The organism is Streptomyces sp. NPDC054796 (assembly GCF_053611545.1).
In genome coordinates, this window is record NZ_JBSHAO010000044.1 from 13848 (window position 1) to 30069 (window position 16222).

General features: G+C 72.8%; 14 protein-coding genes and 1 pseudogene. 11 read left to right on the forward strand and 4 right to left on the reverse strand.

Annotation, left to right across the window (positions count from 1 at the left end; all coding sequences use genetic code 11):
- Positions 1 to 85: 85 nt before the first annotated feature.
- The 4 genes and pseudogenes from ACWGJ2_RS29345 to ACWGJ2_RS29360 form a co-directional block, all read left to right on the forward strand.
- A complete protein-coding gene (locus ACWGJ2_RS29345) occupies positions 86 to 298 on the forward strand; it encodes a hypothetical protein (RefSeq protein WP_453349289.1) in 213 nt (70 codons plus the stop codon).
- Positions 285 to 1697: an amidase gene (locus ACWGJ2_RS29350; protein WP_453349290.1), complete on the forward strand. Its 1413-nt coding sequence runs from the start codon at positions 285 to 287 to the stop codon at positions 1695 to 1697. The genes ACWGJ2_RS29345 and ACWGJ2_RS29350 overlap by 14 nt, the downstream gene beginning before the upstream one ends.
- Positions 1698 to 1782: 85 nt before the next feature.
- Positions 1783 to 2343, forward strand: a complete 561-nt coding sequence (locus tag ACWGJ2_RS29355; protein ID WP_453349291.1) for a TetR/AcrR family transcriptional regulator — start codon at positions 1783 to 1785, stop codon at positions 2341 to 2343.
- A 44-nt stretch (positions 2344 to 2387) separates the two neighbouring features.
- A pseudogene (locus ACWGJ2_RS29360) lies at positions 2388 to 2852 on the forward strand (ATP-binding protein); the annotation flags it as partial.
- Positions 2853 to 3306: 454 nt separating this feature from the next.
- Here ACWGJ2_RS29360 and ACWGJ2_RS29365 read toward each other — a convergent pair.
- Positions 3307 to 4281 (reverse strand): glycoside hydrolase family 6 protein, encoded by a 975-nt coding sequence (locus ACWGJ2_RS29365; RefSeq protein WP_453349292.1) that lies wholly within the window; start codon positions 4279 to 4281, stop codon positions 3307 to 3309.
- Positions 4282 to 5002: 721 nt separating this feature from the next.
- Between ACWGJ2_RS29365 and ACWGJ2_RS29370 the strand changes: the two genes are divergently transcribed.
- The gene (locus ACWGJ2_RS29370; protein ID WP_453349341.1) at positions 5003 to 5644 is read left to right on the forward strand and encodes an RNA polymerase sigma factor; all 642 of its coding nucleotides are present in this window, start codon (positions 5003 to 5005) and stop codon (positions 5642 to 5644) included.
- Positions 5644 to 7026: a hypothetical protein gene (locus ACWGJ2_RS29375; RefSeq protein ID WP_453349293.1), complete on the forward strand. Its 1383-nt coding sequence runs from the start codon at positions 5644 to 5646 to the stop codon at positions 7024 to 7026. The genes ACWGJ2_RS29370 and ACWGJ2_RS29375 overlap by 1 nt, the downstream gene beginning before the upstream one ends.
- Before the next feature lie 174 nt (positions 7027 to 7200).
- Here the strand turns inward: ACWGJ2_RS29375 and ACWGJ2_RS29380 are convergent, their stop codons facing one another.
- Positions 7201 to 8085 (reverse strand): L,D-transpeptidase family protein, encoded by an 885-nt coding sequence (locus ACWGJ2_RS29380; protein WP_453349294.1) that lies wholly within the window; start codon positions 8083 to 8085, stop codon positions 7201 to 7203.
- 202 nt (positions 8086 to 8287) lie between these two features.
- Between ACWGJ2_RS29380 and ACWGJ2_RS29385 the strand changes: the two genes are divergently transcribed.
- The 3 genes from ACWGJ2_RS29385 (at position 8288) to ACWGJ2_RS29395 (ending at position 12414) form a co-directional block, all read left to right on the forward strand.
- On the forward strand, positions 8288 to 9907 hold the full coding sequence (locus ACWGJ2_RS29385; protein WP_453349295.1) for an acyl-CoA mutase large subunit family protein: 1620 nt from the start codon (positions 8288 to 8290) through the stop codon (positions 9905 to 9907).
- 815 nt (positions 9908 to 10722) lie between these two features.
- Positions 10723 to 12153 (forward strand): amidase, encoded by a 1431-nt coding sequence (locus ACWGJ2_RS29390; protein ID WP_453349342.1) that lies wholly within the window; start codon positions 10723 to 10725, stop codon positions 12151 to 12153.
- 129 nt (positions 12154 to 12282) lie between these two features.
- Entirely contained in the window at positions 12283 to 12414 is a 132-nt protein-coding gene (locus tag ACWGJ2_RS29395) for a hypothetical protein (protein WP_453349296.1), read from the forward strand.
- A gap of 19 nt (positions 12415 to 12433) precedes the next feature.
- Here the strand turns inward: ACWGJ2_RS29395 and ACWGJ2_RS29400 are convergent, their stop codons facing one another.
- Positions 12434 to 13984, reverse strand: coding sequence for an FAD-dependent oxidoreductase (locus ACWGJ2_RS29400; RefSeq protein ID WP_453349297.1), 1551 nt, complete (start codon positions 13982 to 13984; stop codon positions 12434 to 12436).
- A 39-nt stretch (positions 13985 to 14023) separates the two neighbouring features.
- On the opposite strand from ACWGJ2_RS29400, the gene ACWGJ2_RS29405 reads away from it, so the two are divergent.
- Positions 14024 to 14665, forward strand: a complete 642-nt coding sequence (locus tag ACWGJ2_RS29405; RefSeq protein WP_453349298.1) for a TetR/AcrR family transcriptional regulator C-terminal domain-containing protein — start codon at positions 14024 to 14026, stop codon at positions 14663 to 14665.
- Between the two features lie 36 nt (positions 14666 to 14701).
- On the opposite strand, the gene ACWGJ2_RS29410 is transcribed toward ACWGJ2_RS29405, so the two are convergent.
- The gene (locus ACWGJ2_RS29410) at positions 14702 to 15424 is read right to left on the reverse strand and encodes a FadR/GntR family transcriptional regulator (protein WP_453349299.1); all 723 of its coding nucleotides are present in this window, start codon (positions 15422 to 15424) and stop codon (positions 14702 to 14704) included.
- A gap of 161 nt (positions 15425 to 15585) precedes the next feature.
- On the opposite strand from ACWGJ2_RS29410, the gene ACWGJ2_RS29415 reads away from it, so the two are divergent.
- Positions 15586 to 16125 carry a gluconokinase gene (locus tag ACWGJ2_RS29415; RefSeq protein ID WP_453349300.1) on the forward strand — a complete coding sequence of 180 codons (540 nt, stop codon included), beginning with the start codon at positions 15586 to 15588 and terminating at the stop codon, positions 16123 to 16125.
- The last annotated feature ends 97 nt before the right edge of the window (positions 16126 to 16222 follow it).

Here is a 16222-nt window from a genome sequence, read left to right on the forward strand (position 1 = left end):
TAAAAGCTATTGGTTTGCGTTAAGCCACCGTAGGCCCTACTGTCAGCTAAAGCAAACGATTAGCTTTTGGCTTGGAAGGGGCACCATGACCAGCGAACTCACTCCCCAGGAGGCGGCCCGAGTGGCGCTCCGGGCCGGGCTCCCCCTCGGGGGCGACCGCCACGAAGGGGTGGCCATGACGGCCAACCACATCCACTCCGTCATCACCACGCTGCGCGAGCTGGACTTCGGCGACATCGCGCCCGCGGCCTCCTACCGGGCCGGACACGGACAGGAGCACGCCGATGCGACCGTTTGAGCTGTCGCTCACCGAAGCGTCCAGGGCACTGCGCGCACGCGAGCTGTCCCCCGTCGAACTCACCGCGTCCGTGCTGGACCGCATCGGCGCGGTCGAAGAACGGCTCGGCGCCTACGTCACCGTCGCCGCCGACGCGGCACGCGCCGCCGCAGCCCGCGCCGAACGGGAGATCGCGCGGGGCGGCCCGCGCGGGCCGCTGCACGGGATCCCCATGGGGCTGAAGGACCTGATCGACGCCGAAGGGCTTCCCACTACGGCGAGTTCGGACGTCCGGGCCGGACATGTTGCGGAGCGCGACAGCGCGGTCGCCGAACGGCTCGCCGCCGCCGGTGCCGTCCTGCTGGGCAAGACGCACACGCACGAGTTCGCCTACGGCCTGACCACGCCGCAGACGCGCAACGCCTGGGACCACAGCCGGGTCGCGGGAGGGTCGAGCGGCGGTTCGGCGGTCGCCGTCGCCGCGGGCGGGGCCACCTTCGCCATGGGCACGGACACGGGCGGCTCCATCCGGGTCCCGGCGGCGCTGAACGGCGTGGTGGGCCTCAAGCCGACGTACGGCCTCGTCCCGCGCTCCGGCGTGACCTCGCTGTCCTGGTCCCTGGACCACGTGGGCCCGCTCACCCGCACCGTCGAGGACGCGGCACTGGTCCTCGCGGCGACGGCCGGTCACGACCCGCGCGACCCGGCGAGCGTCGTGCGGGCTCCCTCGGTGGACCTCGCCGACGGAGATGGCCTCGGCGGCCTCGACGACCTCAAGGGGCTGCGGGTCGGGGTGCCCCGCAACCACTACTTCGAGCGGGTCGCCCCCGAGGTGGAGGAAGCCGTACGCCGGGCGATCGGGCGGCTGGCGGAACTCGGGGCGACGCTCGTCGACGTCGAGATCCCGATGGCGCGCTACGTCCAGGCCGTGCAGTGGGGGCTGATGGTGCCCGAGGCCACCGCGTACCACGAGCGGTCGCTGCGGGCCGCCGCAGACCTGTACGCGCCGGACGTCCGCATCCTCCTGGAAGCAGGCGAACTCACCTCGGCGGGCGACTACCTCCGCGCGCAGCGGGCCCGCACCATGATGCGCGACGCCTGGGCGCGCATGTTCGACGGGATCGACGTCCTCGCCGCGCCGACGGTGCCGATGACCGCCGCGGCGGCGGGCCAGGAAACGGTCGAGTGGCCCGACGGCACGACCGAGGCCGTCTCCGACAGCTACGTCCGCCTCTCGGCCCCGGCCAACATCACCGGCGTACCGTCCCTCACCCTGCCGGTCGGCCACGACCGGGCCGGGCTGCCGATCGGCATGCAGCTCATGGCCCGCGCCTTCCACGACACGACGGCACTCCGGGTGGGCCGGGCCTACGAGAGGTCCTCCGTCGGCCTCGGGGCTCTGGCCCCGGTCGCGGCGTGACGGGCGCGGGCTGGTGGGTGGCGCAGCCCGCCCACCGGGCCGCACCGGGCCGCTAGACGCAATGGATTCGCATTAAGGTGGGCGCATGAGCCGCAAGTCCATGACTCGCCCCGGCGGGCGCAGCGCACGCGTGCAGGAAGCCGTCCACGCCGCGGTCCGTGAGCTTCTCGGCGAAGTGGGCCGTGACGCCCTCACCGTCCCCATGGTCGCGGCCCGCGCGGGCGTGACACCGTCCACCGTCTACCGCCGCTGGGGGGACCTTCAGGAACTCCTCTCCGACGTCGCGGTCGAGCGGTTGCGCCCTGAGACGGACCCCGCCGACCTCGGCAGCCTCCGGGACGACCTCGACGCCTGGGCGGAACAGTTCCTCGACGAGATGGCCTCCCCGTCCGGGCGCGCCTACATCAGGGACGCGCTCCTCGGAGACCCGGACGGCACCAACGCGGGCCAGTGCTCCGCCTACGCGGCCGAACAGATCGACACGGTGCTGGACCGCGCGGCCCGGCGCGGTGAGCGGGTGCCGGACACGGAGCTGATGCTGGACGACATCGTGGCCCCGATCATGTACCGCATCCTCTTCCGCCCCGACGGACTGGACGCCGCCTACGCCCGCGAACTGGTGGCCCACGCCCTGGACCGGCTCTGACCGGCGCCGCAGCGGCCCCACATCACGTTGGTGGGACGGTCCGAGTGACGAAGAGCCTGCTGGCCAAGCCGGACGACGTGGTCGGCCGGGACCGGGAGTGGGATCTGCTCGCGGAGTTCCTCACCGATCCGGACCCGGCGATGAGGCTCGGCATCGTGTCGGGGCGGTGGCGACACGGGAAGTCATGCCTTCTACGGGGTCTGTCCGAGCGGGTCGGCGGCCTGTACGTCACAGCGGTCAGGGAGGAGGGGCGGCTGCCCGCGATCCAGCGGTTCAGCGACGCGGTCGCGGCCCACACCGGCCTGCGGCCGGGGAGTCTGCGGCTGACCGACTGGCGTGAGGTCCTGTCCAGCGCCCTCGATGTGACCGCCCGCTCACCGCACCCGCTCCTGGTGATCGACGAGTTGCCGTACCTGCTCCAGCACTCGCCCGAAATTCCGGGGCTGCTGCAACAGCTCTACGACGAGCGCCAGCGGGGTGCCCGTCCCGGTGCCGGGCTCCCGCCGCGTCCATCAGCGCCGCCGTTGGCCTTCGGCCAGCACATTCAAGGTTCGTTCCAGGTTCTCCCAAACCCGGTGATACAGGGTTCGTTCTCCCCGATCGTCGCTCGACAGGCCGACGGGGAATCGCAAAGGAGCGAGCACATGAAGACGCGCATCGTGCAGGTTGGAGCCGGTATCCGCTTCGGCTTGGCGGCCCTGGCCCTGGCGCCGGTATCCGCTTCGGCGGAATCGGGCCCAGCGCCCTCGACAGAGGTCTCGGCGTTGCAGCCCTCAGGGGAGATCTCCCTGCTCCCCTCGGGGAATTCGGGAGAGATCAGCGTGGCCCCGGCGGACTTCCGGGGCGCTGACGTGAGCCCTTGCTGCTGATCCGCTGTGCCCGCGAGGGCGCGGGGAGCGGTCACACGAGCCGTCGGCGCCAGAGCGGCTGGCCTTGGCGCCGACGGACGGTGCGCGTCGGATGTCAGTAGCCGTAGATCATCTTGTAGGCGACCTCCGGCAGGAACTGCCCGGCTGTGGAGCCCGGTCCGACGCCGCAGTTGCCGTCGGATTCCCCAGGAGTCTTGATCCACAGCAGCATCTCGGCGCCGCCTCCCTGCTGGGTGGGCGTGCCGATCTTGCGGCCGCCGGGGTTGCACCATTCGCCGTTGGAGCCGTTGCCGTTGCGGCTGGTGTCCACGACGAACGGCTTGCTGTAACCGTGACGCTGGCCGAGCGCCTGGTTGACGCTGTTGGCGTAGGACACGTTCTCGGAGGTGCCGATGTAGTTCGAGACGTTGAGGGAGAAGCCCCTGGCGTTGCTGAGACCGGCGGCGTGGAGACGCTCGGCCATGGTCGCGGCACTGACCCAGCTGGGGTTGCCCGCGTCGAGATAGACCCAGGCGTTCGGCGCCGTGGACCGGAACTGCGCGAGGGCGCTGGAGAGCATGGTCTGCCGCTCGTTGATCTGTTGCGGGGTCATGCAGCTGTAGTCGCCGAGGGCGTCGGGTTCGAGCACGACGACGGCCGGACGGTTGCCGAGAGCACGGGCGAAGGCGTCGATCCACCTGTTGTACTCGGCCGGTGAGGCGGCTCCGCCGCCGGAGTGCCCGCCGCAGGCGTCGCGGCCGTACATGTTGTAGGCGACGAGGATCGGCAGCTTGTCGGCGGCCTGGGCGCCACCGGCATAGGAGTTGACGGCGGAGCCGATGTCGCCGCTCCAGGAGCCGAACCAGCGGGCCATGGGGGTGTTGGCGATGGAACCGCGGATCGCCGCGGCCCGCCCGTCGCCGGGGTTGGCGGCCGACCAGGCCGCGGGGCTGGAATTCGGGTCGACGTAGAAGCCACTGGTCATGGCGAGCGGGCTGGGCGCGGCCTGCGCGGAGGCGGAGGGCGACGAGGCCAGGAGCAGTGGCAGTGCTAAGAGCGCTGCCACTAACCCGCGTACGAGTGTGCGCATCGGTGAACCTCATTCGTGGAGGGAGGTGCCGCGGGGGTTTTCGTCCTGGGTCCGCGGCATGAGGGTGCGACGGCGCCGAGCTGCGGTGGGTGCTCCGGGCGCGGGTGGCGCGGCCGTTCCGAAGAATTTGGGAGCGCTCCCAAATCGCGGGAAGCGACTCACCGCTGGCTTAGTCAGAGTGTGTGCGCTGATGAGACCTGTCAAGGGTTGACGCGCGACCGCCCGCTACCCGGAGATGAGGGGCCGCTGAAGTCCGGAATCTGGAAGCGCTCCCAGTGTTCGACCGTCGATCTCTCCGAGCACTCGGGCTCCAGAAGGGGCCGAGGCCGGGGCAGCTCGGCTCAGGCACATCAGGCGTCTGGCCGGTTGGTCACGCATTGGTCACGGACGCCGCACATCGCCCCGGGCCAGAGCGGCCAAAATGCGAAGACGACCGGGGTCGCCACCCCCCACAGGAGAGACCCCGGCCGCCGTCGAGTACGGGCACACCACGCCAGGGTGGGCCCGTACTCTCCTCAGCGCCTCGGCCGCGCATTCTGTTACGCGGTGCCCTACCCGCTGGTCCGGCATGGACGAGGGCGCACACTTGGCCTTAGCGTGCTGCATCGCATCGACGTTGGTCGATGCACCGTAAGGACACCGGAGACACGGTGGGAGAAGCGCCCGACCAGGGGCGCGGCCAGATCCGTCGCGACATCGCGGAGTGGGGCGAGACACGAGCGTGCAGGGGGACGACGCGGAGCTGACCGCCGCCGTGCGCGCGGCACAGGAGGGCGACGAGGGCGCCTTCCGTACTGTGTACCGCGCGGTGCACCCGCGGCTGCTCGGCTATGTGCGGACGCTGGTCTCCGACCCGGACGCCGAGGACGTCGCGTCCGAGGCGTGGCTCCAGATAGCCAGGGACCTCTCCCGCTTCCGTGGCGACGCCGACCGCTTCCGCGGCTGGGCCGCGCGAATAGCCAGGAACCGCGCCCTGGACCACATCAGGATGCGGGGCCGCCGCCCCGCCGTCGGCGGGGACGAGAGCGAACTGGCCGTGCTGCCGGGCGGCGCCGACACGGCGGACGAGGCGCTGGAGGCGCTGGGCACGAACCGGACGATGGCCCTCATCTCCCGGTTGCCGCACGACCAGGCCGAGGCCGTGGTGCTGAGGGTGGTCGTGGGGCTGGACGCGAAGAGCGCGGCTGAGGTGCTGGGCAAGCGGCCCGGCGCGGTCCGTACGGCGGCGCACCGGGGCTTGCGGAAGCTCGCGGAATGGCTGGACGAGCCCTCCGAAGAACCCCAGGAGGGGCGGGGTGCGGCGCAGCGGGACATGGCGCGCGGTGTGACGCATAAAGCCTCGCGAACGCTGAGGGAAACGTGATGGCGGACGACCGGTACAAGTGGCTGGACGGAGAAGCCGCGGAGCGCCTGCTCCGTGGCATGCCGGTCGATGCGCGTAGCGCCGCGCGCGACGGAGCGGACATCGCGGGCGCTACCAGGACCGATCCGGCCTCGGCGCCCTCCGCCGAACCGGCCGACACGCTGGCGGCGGCGCTCGAAGCACTTGCCGCCGAATACGCGCCGTCCCCCGCGGCCCGGCCCGGCGAACTCCCCGGGGAGGCCGCGGCGCTGGACGCCTTCCGTTCCGCGTACGCCGGGGTGCTGCGCAGCGGCTCGGTCGGCGTGCCGGGCGCCGGGGACGGCGCCGACGGCGTCGGCGAAGGAAACGGAACCGGAGCCGGGAGCCCCGCCGCGCAGCCGCACGGCGCGCCGGGCCTGCCCGGTGGCGTCCCTGGCACCCCTGGCGCCGTGGGCGCGGCGGGCGTCGCGCCGCGCGGCAGACCCGGCAGGGGACGGGGCCGCATGGCGGCCCGCCGCACCCCGATGGGGGGCCTGGCGGGGAGACCACTGCGCGCCGGCTTCGCGGTGGCGGTGGCCGGATGCGCGCTGGGCGGGGTCGCGGTGGCGGCCGGAACGGGCGTGCTGCACATGCCGTTCGGCGACGGCGGAACCCCGGCGTCCAGCGTGTCGCCCCTGATCAGCCCGACGGGCTCCGACGGCGATGCGGCGCAGGGCGGCGAGAGCGCGGCGCCGGACGAGAGGCGGGGGCACGACCGGGACGCGGACGGCGGCCACGGTGACAAGGACCGCTCGGCCTCCCCGGGCGACGAGAGCGCGGACTCCGGCAGGAACGACGAGAGCGCGGGCCGCCACGGCTCGACGGACTCGGCGGGCCGTGAGGGCTCGCAGCGGGATCAGAAGTGGGACGGCCGGGGGCAGGGCTCCTCCGCCGACAAGAAGGCGATGGCCCGGGAACTGTGCGAGGCGTACAGCGGGAACAAGCTCCCGGCCGACGACCGCAGGACGCTGGAGCGCGCGGCCGGGGGCGCCGCGACGGTGCAGAAGTTCTGCGCGAAGTACGGGTTCGGCTCGGGCTCCAACAGCGGTTCGGGCAACTCGGGCAGCAACAGTTCGAGCAGTGGCTCGGGCAGCAGCGGTTCGAGCGGCGGCTCGAGCGGCGGCAACTCCGGCGGGGACTCCGAGGACGGCGGCTCCAGCGGTTCGGGGGGCTCGAGCGGCTCCGACGGCGACGAAGGTGACGGCTCAGGCGGGTCGGGCGGCTCCATGCCGAGCGCACCGGGCGACGACGGCTCCCTCGCGGGCCCGGACAACGGCGCGGACACCGGGAAGGAAGCGGGCTCGGAAGCGGGCTCGGGCGCCGACGAGGAAACCCCTGTGACGAGCACCACCCCCACCCCCTGAACAGGTGGTGTGACACTTTCGCGCGGCCCGGCGCAGTGAGAAGTGAGCCGACTGGTCATCGGCTGCGCGATATACCCGAGGTTCCCCCCGTACCTCAGGGTTCGCGCGAATGGCGCGGGCGGGACACGTTCCCCCGGTCCCGCCCGCGCCCCCTCTCCTTCACGCGCCCCGCCGTCACTTGTAGACGACGACCTTGTCGCCCTTGCGCACCTGCTCGAAGAGGGCCGCGATCTTCTTCTTGTCCCGGACGTTGACGCACCCGTGCGAGGCCCCGCCGTAACCGTTGGCCGCGAAGTCCGCCGAGTAGTGCACCGCTTGGCCGCCGCTGAAGAACATCGCGTACGGCATGGGCGTGTCGTAGATCGTCGAGTGGTGGTTCCGGCTCTTGAAGTCCACCTTGAACTCGCCCTCCCGCGTCGGCGTGTACGCGGACCCGAAGCGCACGTCCATCGCCGAGCGCACCTTCCCGTCCACCATCCACGCCAGCGTCCTGCTCTTCTTGCTGACGCACAGCGCCCGCCCCGTCAGACAGCGCGGGTCGGGGTCGTCCAGCGGCCTGGTGGTCGGCGGGTACAGCTCGGAGCGTGTCGGCTCGTGCGTACGGGCGCCGAGCGCCGTCCACGCCCGCTGCGTCACCGTGCCGGTGCGGTCCATGCCCTGCTGCCGCTGGAAGCCCTTGACGGAGGCGGCGGTGACGGTGCCGTAGTAGCCCGTCGGGTTGAGGTCGAAGAGGCCGAGCTGGCGCAGCCGCGCCTGGAGTTCGCGCACCTTGCGGCCCTCGGCGCCGGGGCTCAGCACGACCGGGTCTGCGGGCGCCGACGTCGCGGGCTTCGGGGCCGCGGGCGCCGGGGCCTTCGAGGTGTTGGCCGCCGGGCTCTCGCGCCCGGCGGGCGAGGAGGGCGTGGCCTTCGTCGCCTCCTCGGGCAGCTTGGAGACGCGTATGGGAGCGTCTCCCGCCGCGCCCGCGCCCCCCTTGCACCCCGTGAGGGCCGTGACGCCCATGACCAGCGACGCGGCGACGAGCGCCGCGCGCCGTGTGTTTCTCCGTACCCCCGCCATCCGAACCCCCGGACAGTCCGCGGAAATCAACTCCCCATCACTGCCCAGCGTGCCCCGCGCACGAACCTTGGTCGCCATGGGCATGCTGTGAGCAAGGTCCCAGCCCGCGGATCTCCACCGCACGCACGACGGTCGCTACAGTCCGTCGCAACTGGCCAGTAATAAAGCCGTTCTCCCGGCTGCGAGGTACGGAGGCACGACCATGGCACGCGACGAGCACGGCGCGCGGACGGACGGCGCCGCGCGCACGAACGAGAGCGGGCTGCCCGTCGAGCCGGTCTACGGCCCCGACGACCTGCGCGACTGGGACCCGGCCGAGCGGCTCGGCGAGCCCGGCGCCTACCCGTACACGCGGGGCGTCTACCCCTCGATGTACACCGGGCGCCCCTGGACGATGCGCCAGTACGCGGGCTTCGGCACCGCCACCGAGTCCAACGCGCGCTACAAGCAGCTCATCGCCAACGGCACCATGGGCCTCTCCGTCGCCTTCGACCTGCCGACGCAGATGGGCCACGACTCGGACGCCGTCATCGCCTCCGGCGAGGTCGGGAAGGTCGGCGTCGCCATCGACTCCATCGACGACATGCGGGTGCTCTTCGACGGCATCCCGCTGGAGCGGGTCTCCACGTCGATGACGATCAACGCGCCCGCCGCGCTGCTCCTGCTGCTCTACCAGCTCGTCGCCGAGGAGCAGGGCGCCGACCCCGCGAAGCTCACCGGGACCATCCAGAACGACGTGCTCAAGGAGTACATCGCGCGGGGCACGTACATCTTCCCGCCCAAGCCGTCGCTGCGGCTGATCGCGGACATCTTCAAATACTGCAAGGCCGAGATCCCGAAGTGGAACACCATCTCGATCTCCGGCTACCACATGGCCGAGGCGGGTGCGACGCCCGCGCAGGAGATCGCGTTCACGCTGGCCGACGGCATCGAGTACGTGCGCACGGCCGTCGCCGCCGGCATGGACGTGGACGACTTCGCGCCCCGGCTCTCGTTCTTCTTCGTCGCGCGCACGACGATCCTGGAGGAGGTCGCCAAGTTCCGCGCGGCACGCAGGATCTGGGCGCGCGTGATGCGTGAGGAGTTCGGCGCGAAGAACCCGAAGTCGCTGATGCTGCGCTTCCACACCCAGACGGCGGGCGTCCAGCTCACCGCGCAGCAGCCCGAGGTCAACCTCGCACGCGTCACGGTGCAGGCGCTCGGCGCGGTGCTGGGCGGCACCCAGTCGCTGCACACCAACTCCTACGACGAGGCCATCGCGCTGCCCACCGACAAGTCCGCGCGCCTGGCCCTGCGCACACAGCAGGTCCTCGCCTACGAGACGGACGTGACGGCGACCGTCGACCCGTTCGCCGGTTCCTACGCCGTTGAGGCGATGACGGACGACGTGGAGGCCGCGGCCGTCGAGCTGATGCGGCAGGTGGAGGAGCGGGGCGGAGCTGTCGAGGCGATCGAGCAGGGGTACCAGAAGGGCGAGATCGAGCGCAGCGCGTACGCCGTCGCGCGGGAGACGGACGAGGGCGAACGCGTCGTCGTCGGCGTCAACCGCTACCAGCTCGACGAGGAGGAGCCGTACGAGCCGCTGCGCGTCGACCCCGCGATCGAGCGCCAGCAGGCCGACCGCCTCGCCCGCCTGCGCGCCGAACGCGACCAGGAAGCGGTGAACTCCGCGCTGGTCACGCTGCGCAAGGCGGCCGAGGGCAGCACGGACAACGTCCTCTACCCGATGAAGGAAGCGCTGCGCGCCCGCGCGACGGTGGGCGAGGTCTGCGACACGCTCCGCGAGGTGTGGGGCGCGTACGTGCCGACGGACGCGTTCTGACGCGTCCGCGGTATGTGTGCCCTCACGCTGGCGCCGGCTTTTGCGCCGGCCCCGACTCGGGGCCCGCTTCCTGCGCCGGTTCCTGCCCCGGCCGCGGCTCGGGTCCGGCCCCGGTTCGGCTTCTGCGCCGGGTCCGACTGCGGTTCGGCTTCTGCGCCGGTTCTGGTTCGGGTCCAGCCTCCTGCGCCGGCCACGGCTGCGGTTCGGCTTCTGTGCCGGTTCGGGTTCGGGGTCTGGGCCGGTTCCGGTGCGGGCCCGGGTTCCTGTGCCGGTTCCGGTTCGGTCTCCAGGGCCGGTTCGGGTTCCTGGGGCAGCTCGGGTTCGGGCTCGGGTTCTGTGCCGGGTCCGGTGCGGGCCCGCCTCTTGCGCCGGTTCCGGTTCCTGCACTGGCCGCGGCTCGGGTCCGGCCCCGGTTCGGGTTCTGCGCCGGTTCTGGTTCGGGCCGGGCTCCTGAGCCGGTTTCGGCTCCGGTTCCGTTCCTGCGCCAGCTCGGGTTCTTGCGCCGGTTTCGGCTCCGGTTCGGGCTCACGCCCGGGTTCGGGCTCACGCCCGGGTTCGGGTCCTCGCCCCCGGTCCAGACTCACGTTCGGGTTCGGGGCACGCCCCGGGCCCCGGGGCGGCCTCGGGGGCCGACTCGGGTGAGTCGCTCCGCTCTCGCGCGGCGCGCCGTTCACGGGGCGGCCGTCCCGCGCGACGCCCATGTCGGCGGGTCGGCGCCGCGTACGCCGCCCCGTCAGGCGAGGCCGCATTGCCGGGACCGGCGTGGGCGCGGAGTATGGGGGTGTGCTTACTCGCGAGTACAGGGGGTGTTCGTGATCACCGACGACGACACGGCGGGACCGCGCGGCCTCGCGGCACAGGCCAGGGCGCTGGCCGACGGCGAGGCTACCTCGCGTGCGCTCACGGAACGCGCGCTCGCCCGGATCGAGGAGACCAGGACCACGCTGAACGCCTTCCGCCGGGTGTGCGCCGACGCCGCGCTCGCCGAGGCGGACGCGGCCGACGCGGCGCTGGCACGCGGCGAGCGGCTGCCGCTGCTCGGGGTGCCGGTCGCCGTGAAGGACGACACCGACGTGTGCGGCGAGCCCACCGCGTTCGGCTGCCCAGGCGAGTTCCCCGTCAAGGAGGCCGACGCGGAGGCCGTACGCAGACTCCGGGCGGCGGGCGCCGTGGTGGTCGGCAAGACGAACAGCCCCGAGCTGGGCCAGTGGCCCTTCACGGAGGGCCCCGCCTTCGGCGACACCCGCAACGCGTGGAGCCCGGACCACACGCCCGGCGGTTCCTCCGGGGGCTCGGCGACGGCCGTGGCCGCCGGGCTGGTCGCGGGGGCGCTGGGCTCCGACGGCGCCGGATCGATCCGTATCCCCGCCGCGTGGAGCCACCTCGTGGGCATCAAGCCGCAGCGCGGACGCGTCTCGACGTGGCCGGACGCGGAGGCGTTCAACGGGATCACGGTCATCGGCCCGCTCGCGCGCACCGTCGAGGACGCGGCGCTGCTGCTCGACGTGGCGACGGGCAACGTCGAGGGCGATCTGCACAGGCCGCCGCACGTGGACGTGCGCGGCGCTGTCGGGCGGGACCCGGGGAGGCTGCGGATCGCGCTCTCGACCCGTACCGCGTTCACGGCGACGTCCAAGCGGCTCGATCCCGTCGTCGGGTCCGCCGTGCGGGCCCTCGCGGAGCGGCTGGCAGGGCTCGGTCACGACGTGGCGGAGGCCGATCCTCCGTACGGGCCGATAGGGCTCACCTTCGTGCCACGCGCCACGGCGGGCATCGCCGCGTGGAGCGAACGCGCCCCCGACCCGGCCCTGCTGGACCCGCGCACCCGGGGCGCCGCGCGCACCGGGAAGCTGCTGGGCGGGCGGGTGCTGCGCGCGGCACGGGCAGCGGAGGCGCCGCTTCAGCGCCGAATCGGCCGGATCTTCCGGGACTACGACGTGGTGCTCGCGCCCACGACGGCCACCCCGCCCCCGCGCGTCGGCGATCTGGCCGCGCTCTCGGGCTGGCAGACGGACCGGACGATGATCGCGCACTGCCCGTACGCCTGGCCGTGGAACGTGCTGGGCTGGCCGGGCGTCAACGTGCCCGCGGGCTTCACGCCCGACGGGCTGCCGCTCGGCGCCCAGTTGCTCGGCCCGGCCAACAGCGAACCCCTTCTCGTCGCGCTCGCCTCCCAGTTGGAGGCTGACCGGCGCTGGTACGAGCACTGGCCGTCCTCGGCCCGTACGACGCCCTCGGCGCGCTGAGCGCCCCACCGGGTCCCGCTGCGGTGCTCTGAGTGAGGCGTGACGCTTTTCGTGTCCCTGGCGCAGCGGAACGTGCGCCGACTGGTCACCGTCCCGTACCGAGAACTCGCACGACGCCGAGGGGGCGCAATGGGACGGGAATTCTGGCGGACGGTCCAGTTGGCGGTGGAGAAGGACAACTGGACGGCCCGCCTCGTCGTGCTCTTCTGCGGCGCGGGCGCCGTGCTGCTGGGCACCTGCGTGAGCGGTCTCGTGCGGTGACGGTGACCTGGCGCGCCGCTCAGGCCCCCGGGGCGAGCCCGAACCGCTCCAGCACTCCGGACGGCAGCGCCGTGTCGCCCGTCGCGCCGAGGTAGCCGTCGGGGCGGATCAGGAAGAGGCCGGGGGCCGTGCCGTAGACGGCGGCGCCGTGTTCGTCCAGCTCGGTGAGGGTGTGGGCGTGGAGGCGGTGGGCGTCGGCTCCGATGCGGGGGAGCGTCGCGCCGCCGCAGGCCAGCAGGGTGAAGTGGGGTCCGCGCAGCAGGTCGAAGAGGCGCACGTGCTCGCCCCCGGCGGTCACGCACCGTGCGTCGGGCGCGCGGTCTCCCGCGCGCAGGGTGCCGTCGGGCGCGGTGCGGCCCTCGAAGGCGAGGGGGCCCTCGCGGTAGCTCAGCCCGAGCTGGTTCGTCTCCTTGCCGCGCCGCGCCTCGGCCGCGCCGCCGTGCCCGGCCCGGTGGATGCGGGTGCTGAGGCCGAGCACACCGGCGGCCACGGGGGCGCGCTCCTCCTCGTAGGAGTCGAGCAGCGCGTCGGGCGCGCCGTGCCGCAGCACCTGGCCCAGCTTCCAGCCGAGGTTGTAGGCGTCCTGGACGCTGGTGTTGAGGCCCTGGCCGCCTGCGGGGGAGTGGACGTGGGCCGCGTCGCCTGTGAGGAAGACCCGGCCCTGGCGGAAGCGGTCGGCCATGGCGGCGCGGGCGCGGAAGCCGGAGGCCCACAGGACGTCGGTGACCTGGGCGGGGGCGAGGTGGGTGCGGGCCGCGATCAGGGCGCGTACGGCCTCGGGCGAGGTGTCAGCGTCGGGGGCGTCCTGGCCGTCCTGGCCGTCGCCGCCCGTGAACCAGGCCGCGAGCTGGAAGTGGTCCGTCCCCGCGAGGGGGCACAGGGCGATCCCGCCGCCCGGCGCGTCGGGCCAGATGTGCCAGTTGTCCCGGTCCAGGCCCGTCAGCCGGACGTCGGCGACGAGCATGGGCGCCGGGTCCACCGTCTCGCCCGTCATGCCGACGCCCAGCGCGCGCCGTACGGTGCTGCGCCCGCCGTCGGCGCCGACGAGCCACCGCGCCCGCACGGCTATGGCTGCGCCGTCCGTGCCGTCCGCGCCGTCCTCGCTGGTGAGCCGGGCCGTGACGCCGTCCGTGTCCTGGTCCAGGCCGGTGAGCGCGGTACCGAAGACGACCTCGCCGCCCAGCTCGCGCAGCCGCCCGTGCAGCACCTCCTGGGTGCGCCACTGCGGCACCATCCACCCGTCGTGGTACGGCGCGCCGGGCTCGGGCCCGGTGCGCTCGGCCATGTCCCACTCCTCGCCCGGCTCGCCGTCGCGCCAGGTGCGCATGCGCGGGTACGGGCCGCCCGCTGCCTCGATCTCCTTGCCGACGCCCAGGTCGTCCAGCACCTCGCGGGTGCGCGGCTGGAGGCCCTTGCCGCGCGAGCCGGGGAAGAGCGAGGGGGAGCGCTCGACGAGCAGGACGCGTACCCCGCGCCGCAGCAGATCGAGCGCGAGGGTGAGCCCGGCGGGGCCCGCGCCCACCACGAGCACGTCGACAGTCCGTCCGTCCTTAACGCTGTTAAATTCCATGTCTGCGAGAGTGCGCTTATCGGTGTTAAGTTGTCAAGCATGGGAACGACCCGGCTGGATCGCGCACAGGTGGCCGAGGTGGCGCTGCGGCTGCTGAACGAGGTGGGCCTGGAGGCGCTGAGCCTGCGCCGTATCGCCAAGGAGCTGAATGTGCAGGCGCCCGCGCTCTACTGGCACTTCAAGAGCAAGCAGGCACTGCTCGACGAGATGGCCACCCTGATGACGGCCCGGCTCACCGAGGAGGCGCCCGCGCCCTCGCCGGGCGAGAGCTGGCAGGAGTCGCTGACCGGCGTGGCGCGGCTGCTGCGCCGGGGGCTGCTGGCCTACCGCGACGGCGCGAAGGTCTACAGCGGCACCCGGCTCACCAGTACCGGGCACGCGCGGCGCCAGGAGGAGTTCCTGCGCAAGCTCGTCGACTCGGGCTTCACGCCGAGCGCGGCGGCCCGCGCCTTCTCCATCGTGTTCACCTTCACCCTCGGCTTCGTGACCGAGGAGCAGGCGGTGCACCCCATGCCGGGCGAGCGGGCGCCGGGCTACGACGTCGAGGAGCGCAGGGCCGCGCTCGCCGCCGACCATCCGCTCGCCGCGCAGGTCAGCGCGGATCTCTTCGGCGACTACGAGGCCCGCTTCGAGGAGGGCCTGGCCGCGGTGGTGGCGGGCGTGGGGGCGACGCTGCGGTGACGGCGCCGTAGCCCGCCTCCGTAGCGGGCGTGAGCGCTACGGCTTGGGTGCGAGCACGTCCAGCTCGGCCATCGCGTCGACGGTGATGGTCCGCATGATCTCCTCCGCGCGGGCACCGTCGCCCTCGCGCACCGCCTCCGCGACCCGCACATGCAGGGTGACGGCCTCCTGGCGGGGGTCGCTGAACATCACCTCGTGTTCGGTGCGCCCGGTGAGCACCGCGGCGACGACGTCCCCGAGCCGCGCGAACATCTCGTTGCGCGAGGCCCGCAGCACCACGCGGTGGAAGTTGATGTCGTGCACCAGGTAGTTGGCGAGCTGCTGGCCGCGCGAGGTGGCGACCATCCCGAGCGCGTGCTCCGTCAGCTCGGCGCACTCCCGCGGCGTGGCGTTCTCGGCGGCGAGCCGCGCCGCGACGGGCTCGACGGAGGAGCGCAGCACCGTGAGCGAACGCAACTGGCGCGGCCGGTCGGCACCCGCGAGGCGCCAGGTGATGACCTGTGGGTCGTATACGTTCCACTCCTCGGTGGGACGGACCTTCACGCCCACCCTGCGCCGGGACTCGACCAGGTGCATGGACTCCAGGACCCGGACCGCCTCGCGGACGACGGTGCGCGAGACCTCGTAGCGCTCGGCCAGCTCGTCGGCCCGCAGCACCGTGCCCGGCGGGTACTCGCCCGCGGTGATCGCGAGGCCGAGCGCGCTGAGCAGCCGCGCGTGCAGCCCCGGCCCGCGGCTGTCCTCCGCCTGGCTGGTCATGGGTCTCCCGTTTTCGTTCTCCGCCCCCGGCGGGACCAGCCTACGTGCTGACCGTCACATCGATTAAGTATGACTTTTTAATTGCGAACCATTGAATACGTGTGACCTATGAGGTTGAGTGTGCTCGTCGCCGGGGGTCGAAGAAGACAGCGAGGTGTGCGATGAGTGCCAGTGCCGTGCGGGCCACAGACGTGGTGGTCGTCATGGGAGTGGCCGGGACGGGAAAGTCCACGGTGGGTGAACTGCTCGCGCGGGAACTGGGCGTTCCGTACGCCGAGGCCGACGCCTTCCATCCCCCCGCCAACATCGACAAGATGACCGCAGGAACCCCCCTCGACGACACCGACCGCGCCCCCTGGCTCGACGCCATCGGCGCGTGGGCCCGCCAGCGCGACGGACTCGGGGGAGTGGTCAGCTGCTCCGCGCTCAAGCGCGCCTACCGCGACCGGCTGCGGACCGCCGAGCCCGGCCTCTTCTTCCTCCACCTCACCGGTGACCGCGCCCTGATCGCGGACCGGATGGGCCGGCGGCAGGACCACTTCATGCCGCTGACCCTGCTGGACTCGCAGTTCGCCACCCTGGAACCCCTCCAGCCCGGCGAGGAAGGGCTCACGGTCCCGATCACCGAGGACCCGTCGGCCATCGTCGGCAGCGCCGTGGCCGCGCTGGGCGCGCGGCGGGCCGCGTCCGTCCACTCGTAGGACGGTCCGGGGACCACCATGGCTGTGACGCCACAGCCGTCACAGGCGTACCCCGTCCCCGTAGCGAACCCTGAACCTGAACCCCCACCCCCCACTT

What these genes read in the sequence shown, in the direction of transcription:
- ACWGJ2_RS29375 (WP_453349293.1), top strand. Translation starts at nt 5,644, where the DNA reads ATGGCGGACGACCGGTACAAGTGGCTGGACGGAGAAGCCGCGGAGCGC.
- ACWGJ2_RS29365 (WP_453349292.1), bottom strand. Translation starts at nt 4,281, where the DNA reads ATGCGCACACTCGTACGCGGGTTAGTGGCAGCGCTCTTAGCACTGCCA.
- ACWGJ2_RS29385 (WP_453349295.1), top strand. Translation starts at nt 8,288, where the DNA reads ATGGCACGCGACGAGCACGGCGCGCGGACGGACGGCGCCGCGCGCACG.
- ACWGJ2_RS29405 (WP_453349298.1), top strand. Translation starts at nt 14,024, where the DNA reads ATGGGAACGACCCGGCTGGATCGCGCACAGGTGGCCGAGGTGGCGCTG.
- ACWGJ2_RS29400 (WP_453349297.1), bottom strand. Translation starts at nt 13,984, where the DNA reads ATGGAATTTAACAGCGTTAAGGACGGACGGACTGTCGACGTGCTCGTG.
- ACWGJ2_RS29395 (WP_453349296.1), top strand. Translation starts at nt 12,283, where the DNA reads ATGGGACGGGAATTCTGGCGGACGGTCCAGTTGGCGGTGGAGAAGGAC.
- ACWGJ2_RS29380 (WP_453349294.1), bottom strand. Translation starts at nt 8,085, where the DNA reads ATGGCGGGGGTACGGAGAAACACACGGCGCGCGGCGCTCGTCGCCGCG.
- ACWGJ2_RS29355 (WP_453349291.1), top strand. Translation starts at nt 1,783, where the DNA reads ATGAGCCGCAAGTCCATGACTCGCCCCGGCGGGCGCAGCGCACGCGTG.
- ACWGJ2_RS29410 (WP_453349299.1), bottom strand. Translation starts at nt 15,424, where the DNA reads ATGACCAGCCAGGCGGAGGACAGCCGCGGGCCGGGGCTGCACGCGCGG.
- ACWGJ2_RS29415 (WP_453349300.1), top strand. Translation starts at nt 15,586, where the DNA reads ATGAGTGCCAGTGCCGTGCGGGCCACAGACGTGGTGGTCGTCATGGGA.
- ACWGJ2_RS29350 (WP_453349290.1), top strand. Translation starts at nt 285, where the DNA reads ATGCGACCGTTTGAGCTGTCGCTCACCGAAGCGTCCAGGGCACTGCGC.
- ACWGJ2_RS29345 (WP_453349289.1), top strand. Translation starts at nt 86, where the DNA reads ATGACCAGCGAACTCACTCCCCAGGAGGCGGCCCGAGTGGCGCTCCGG.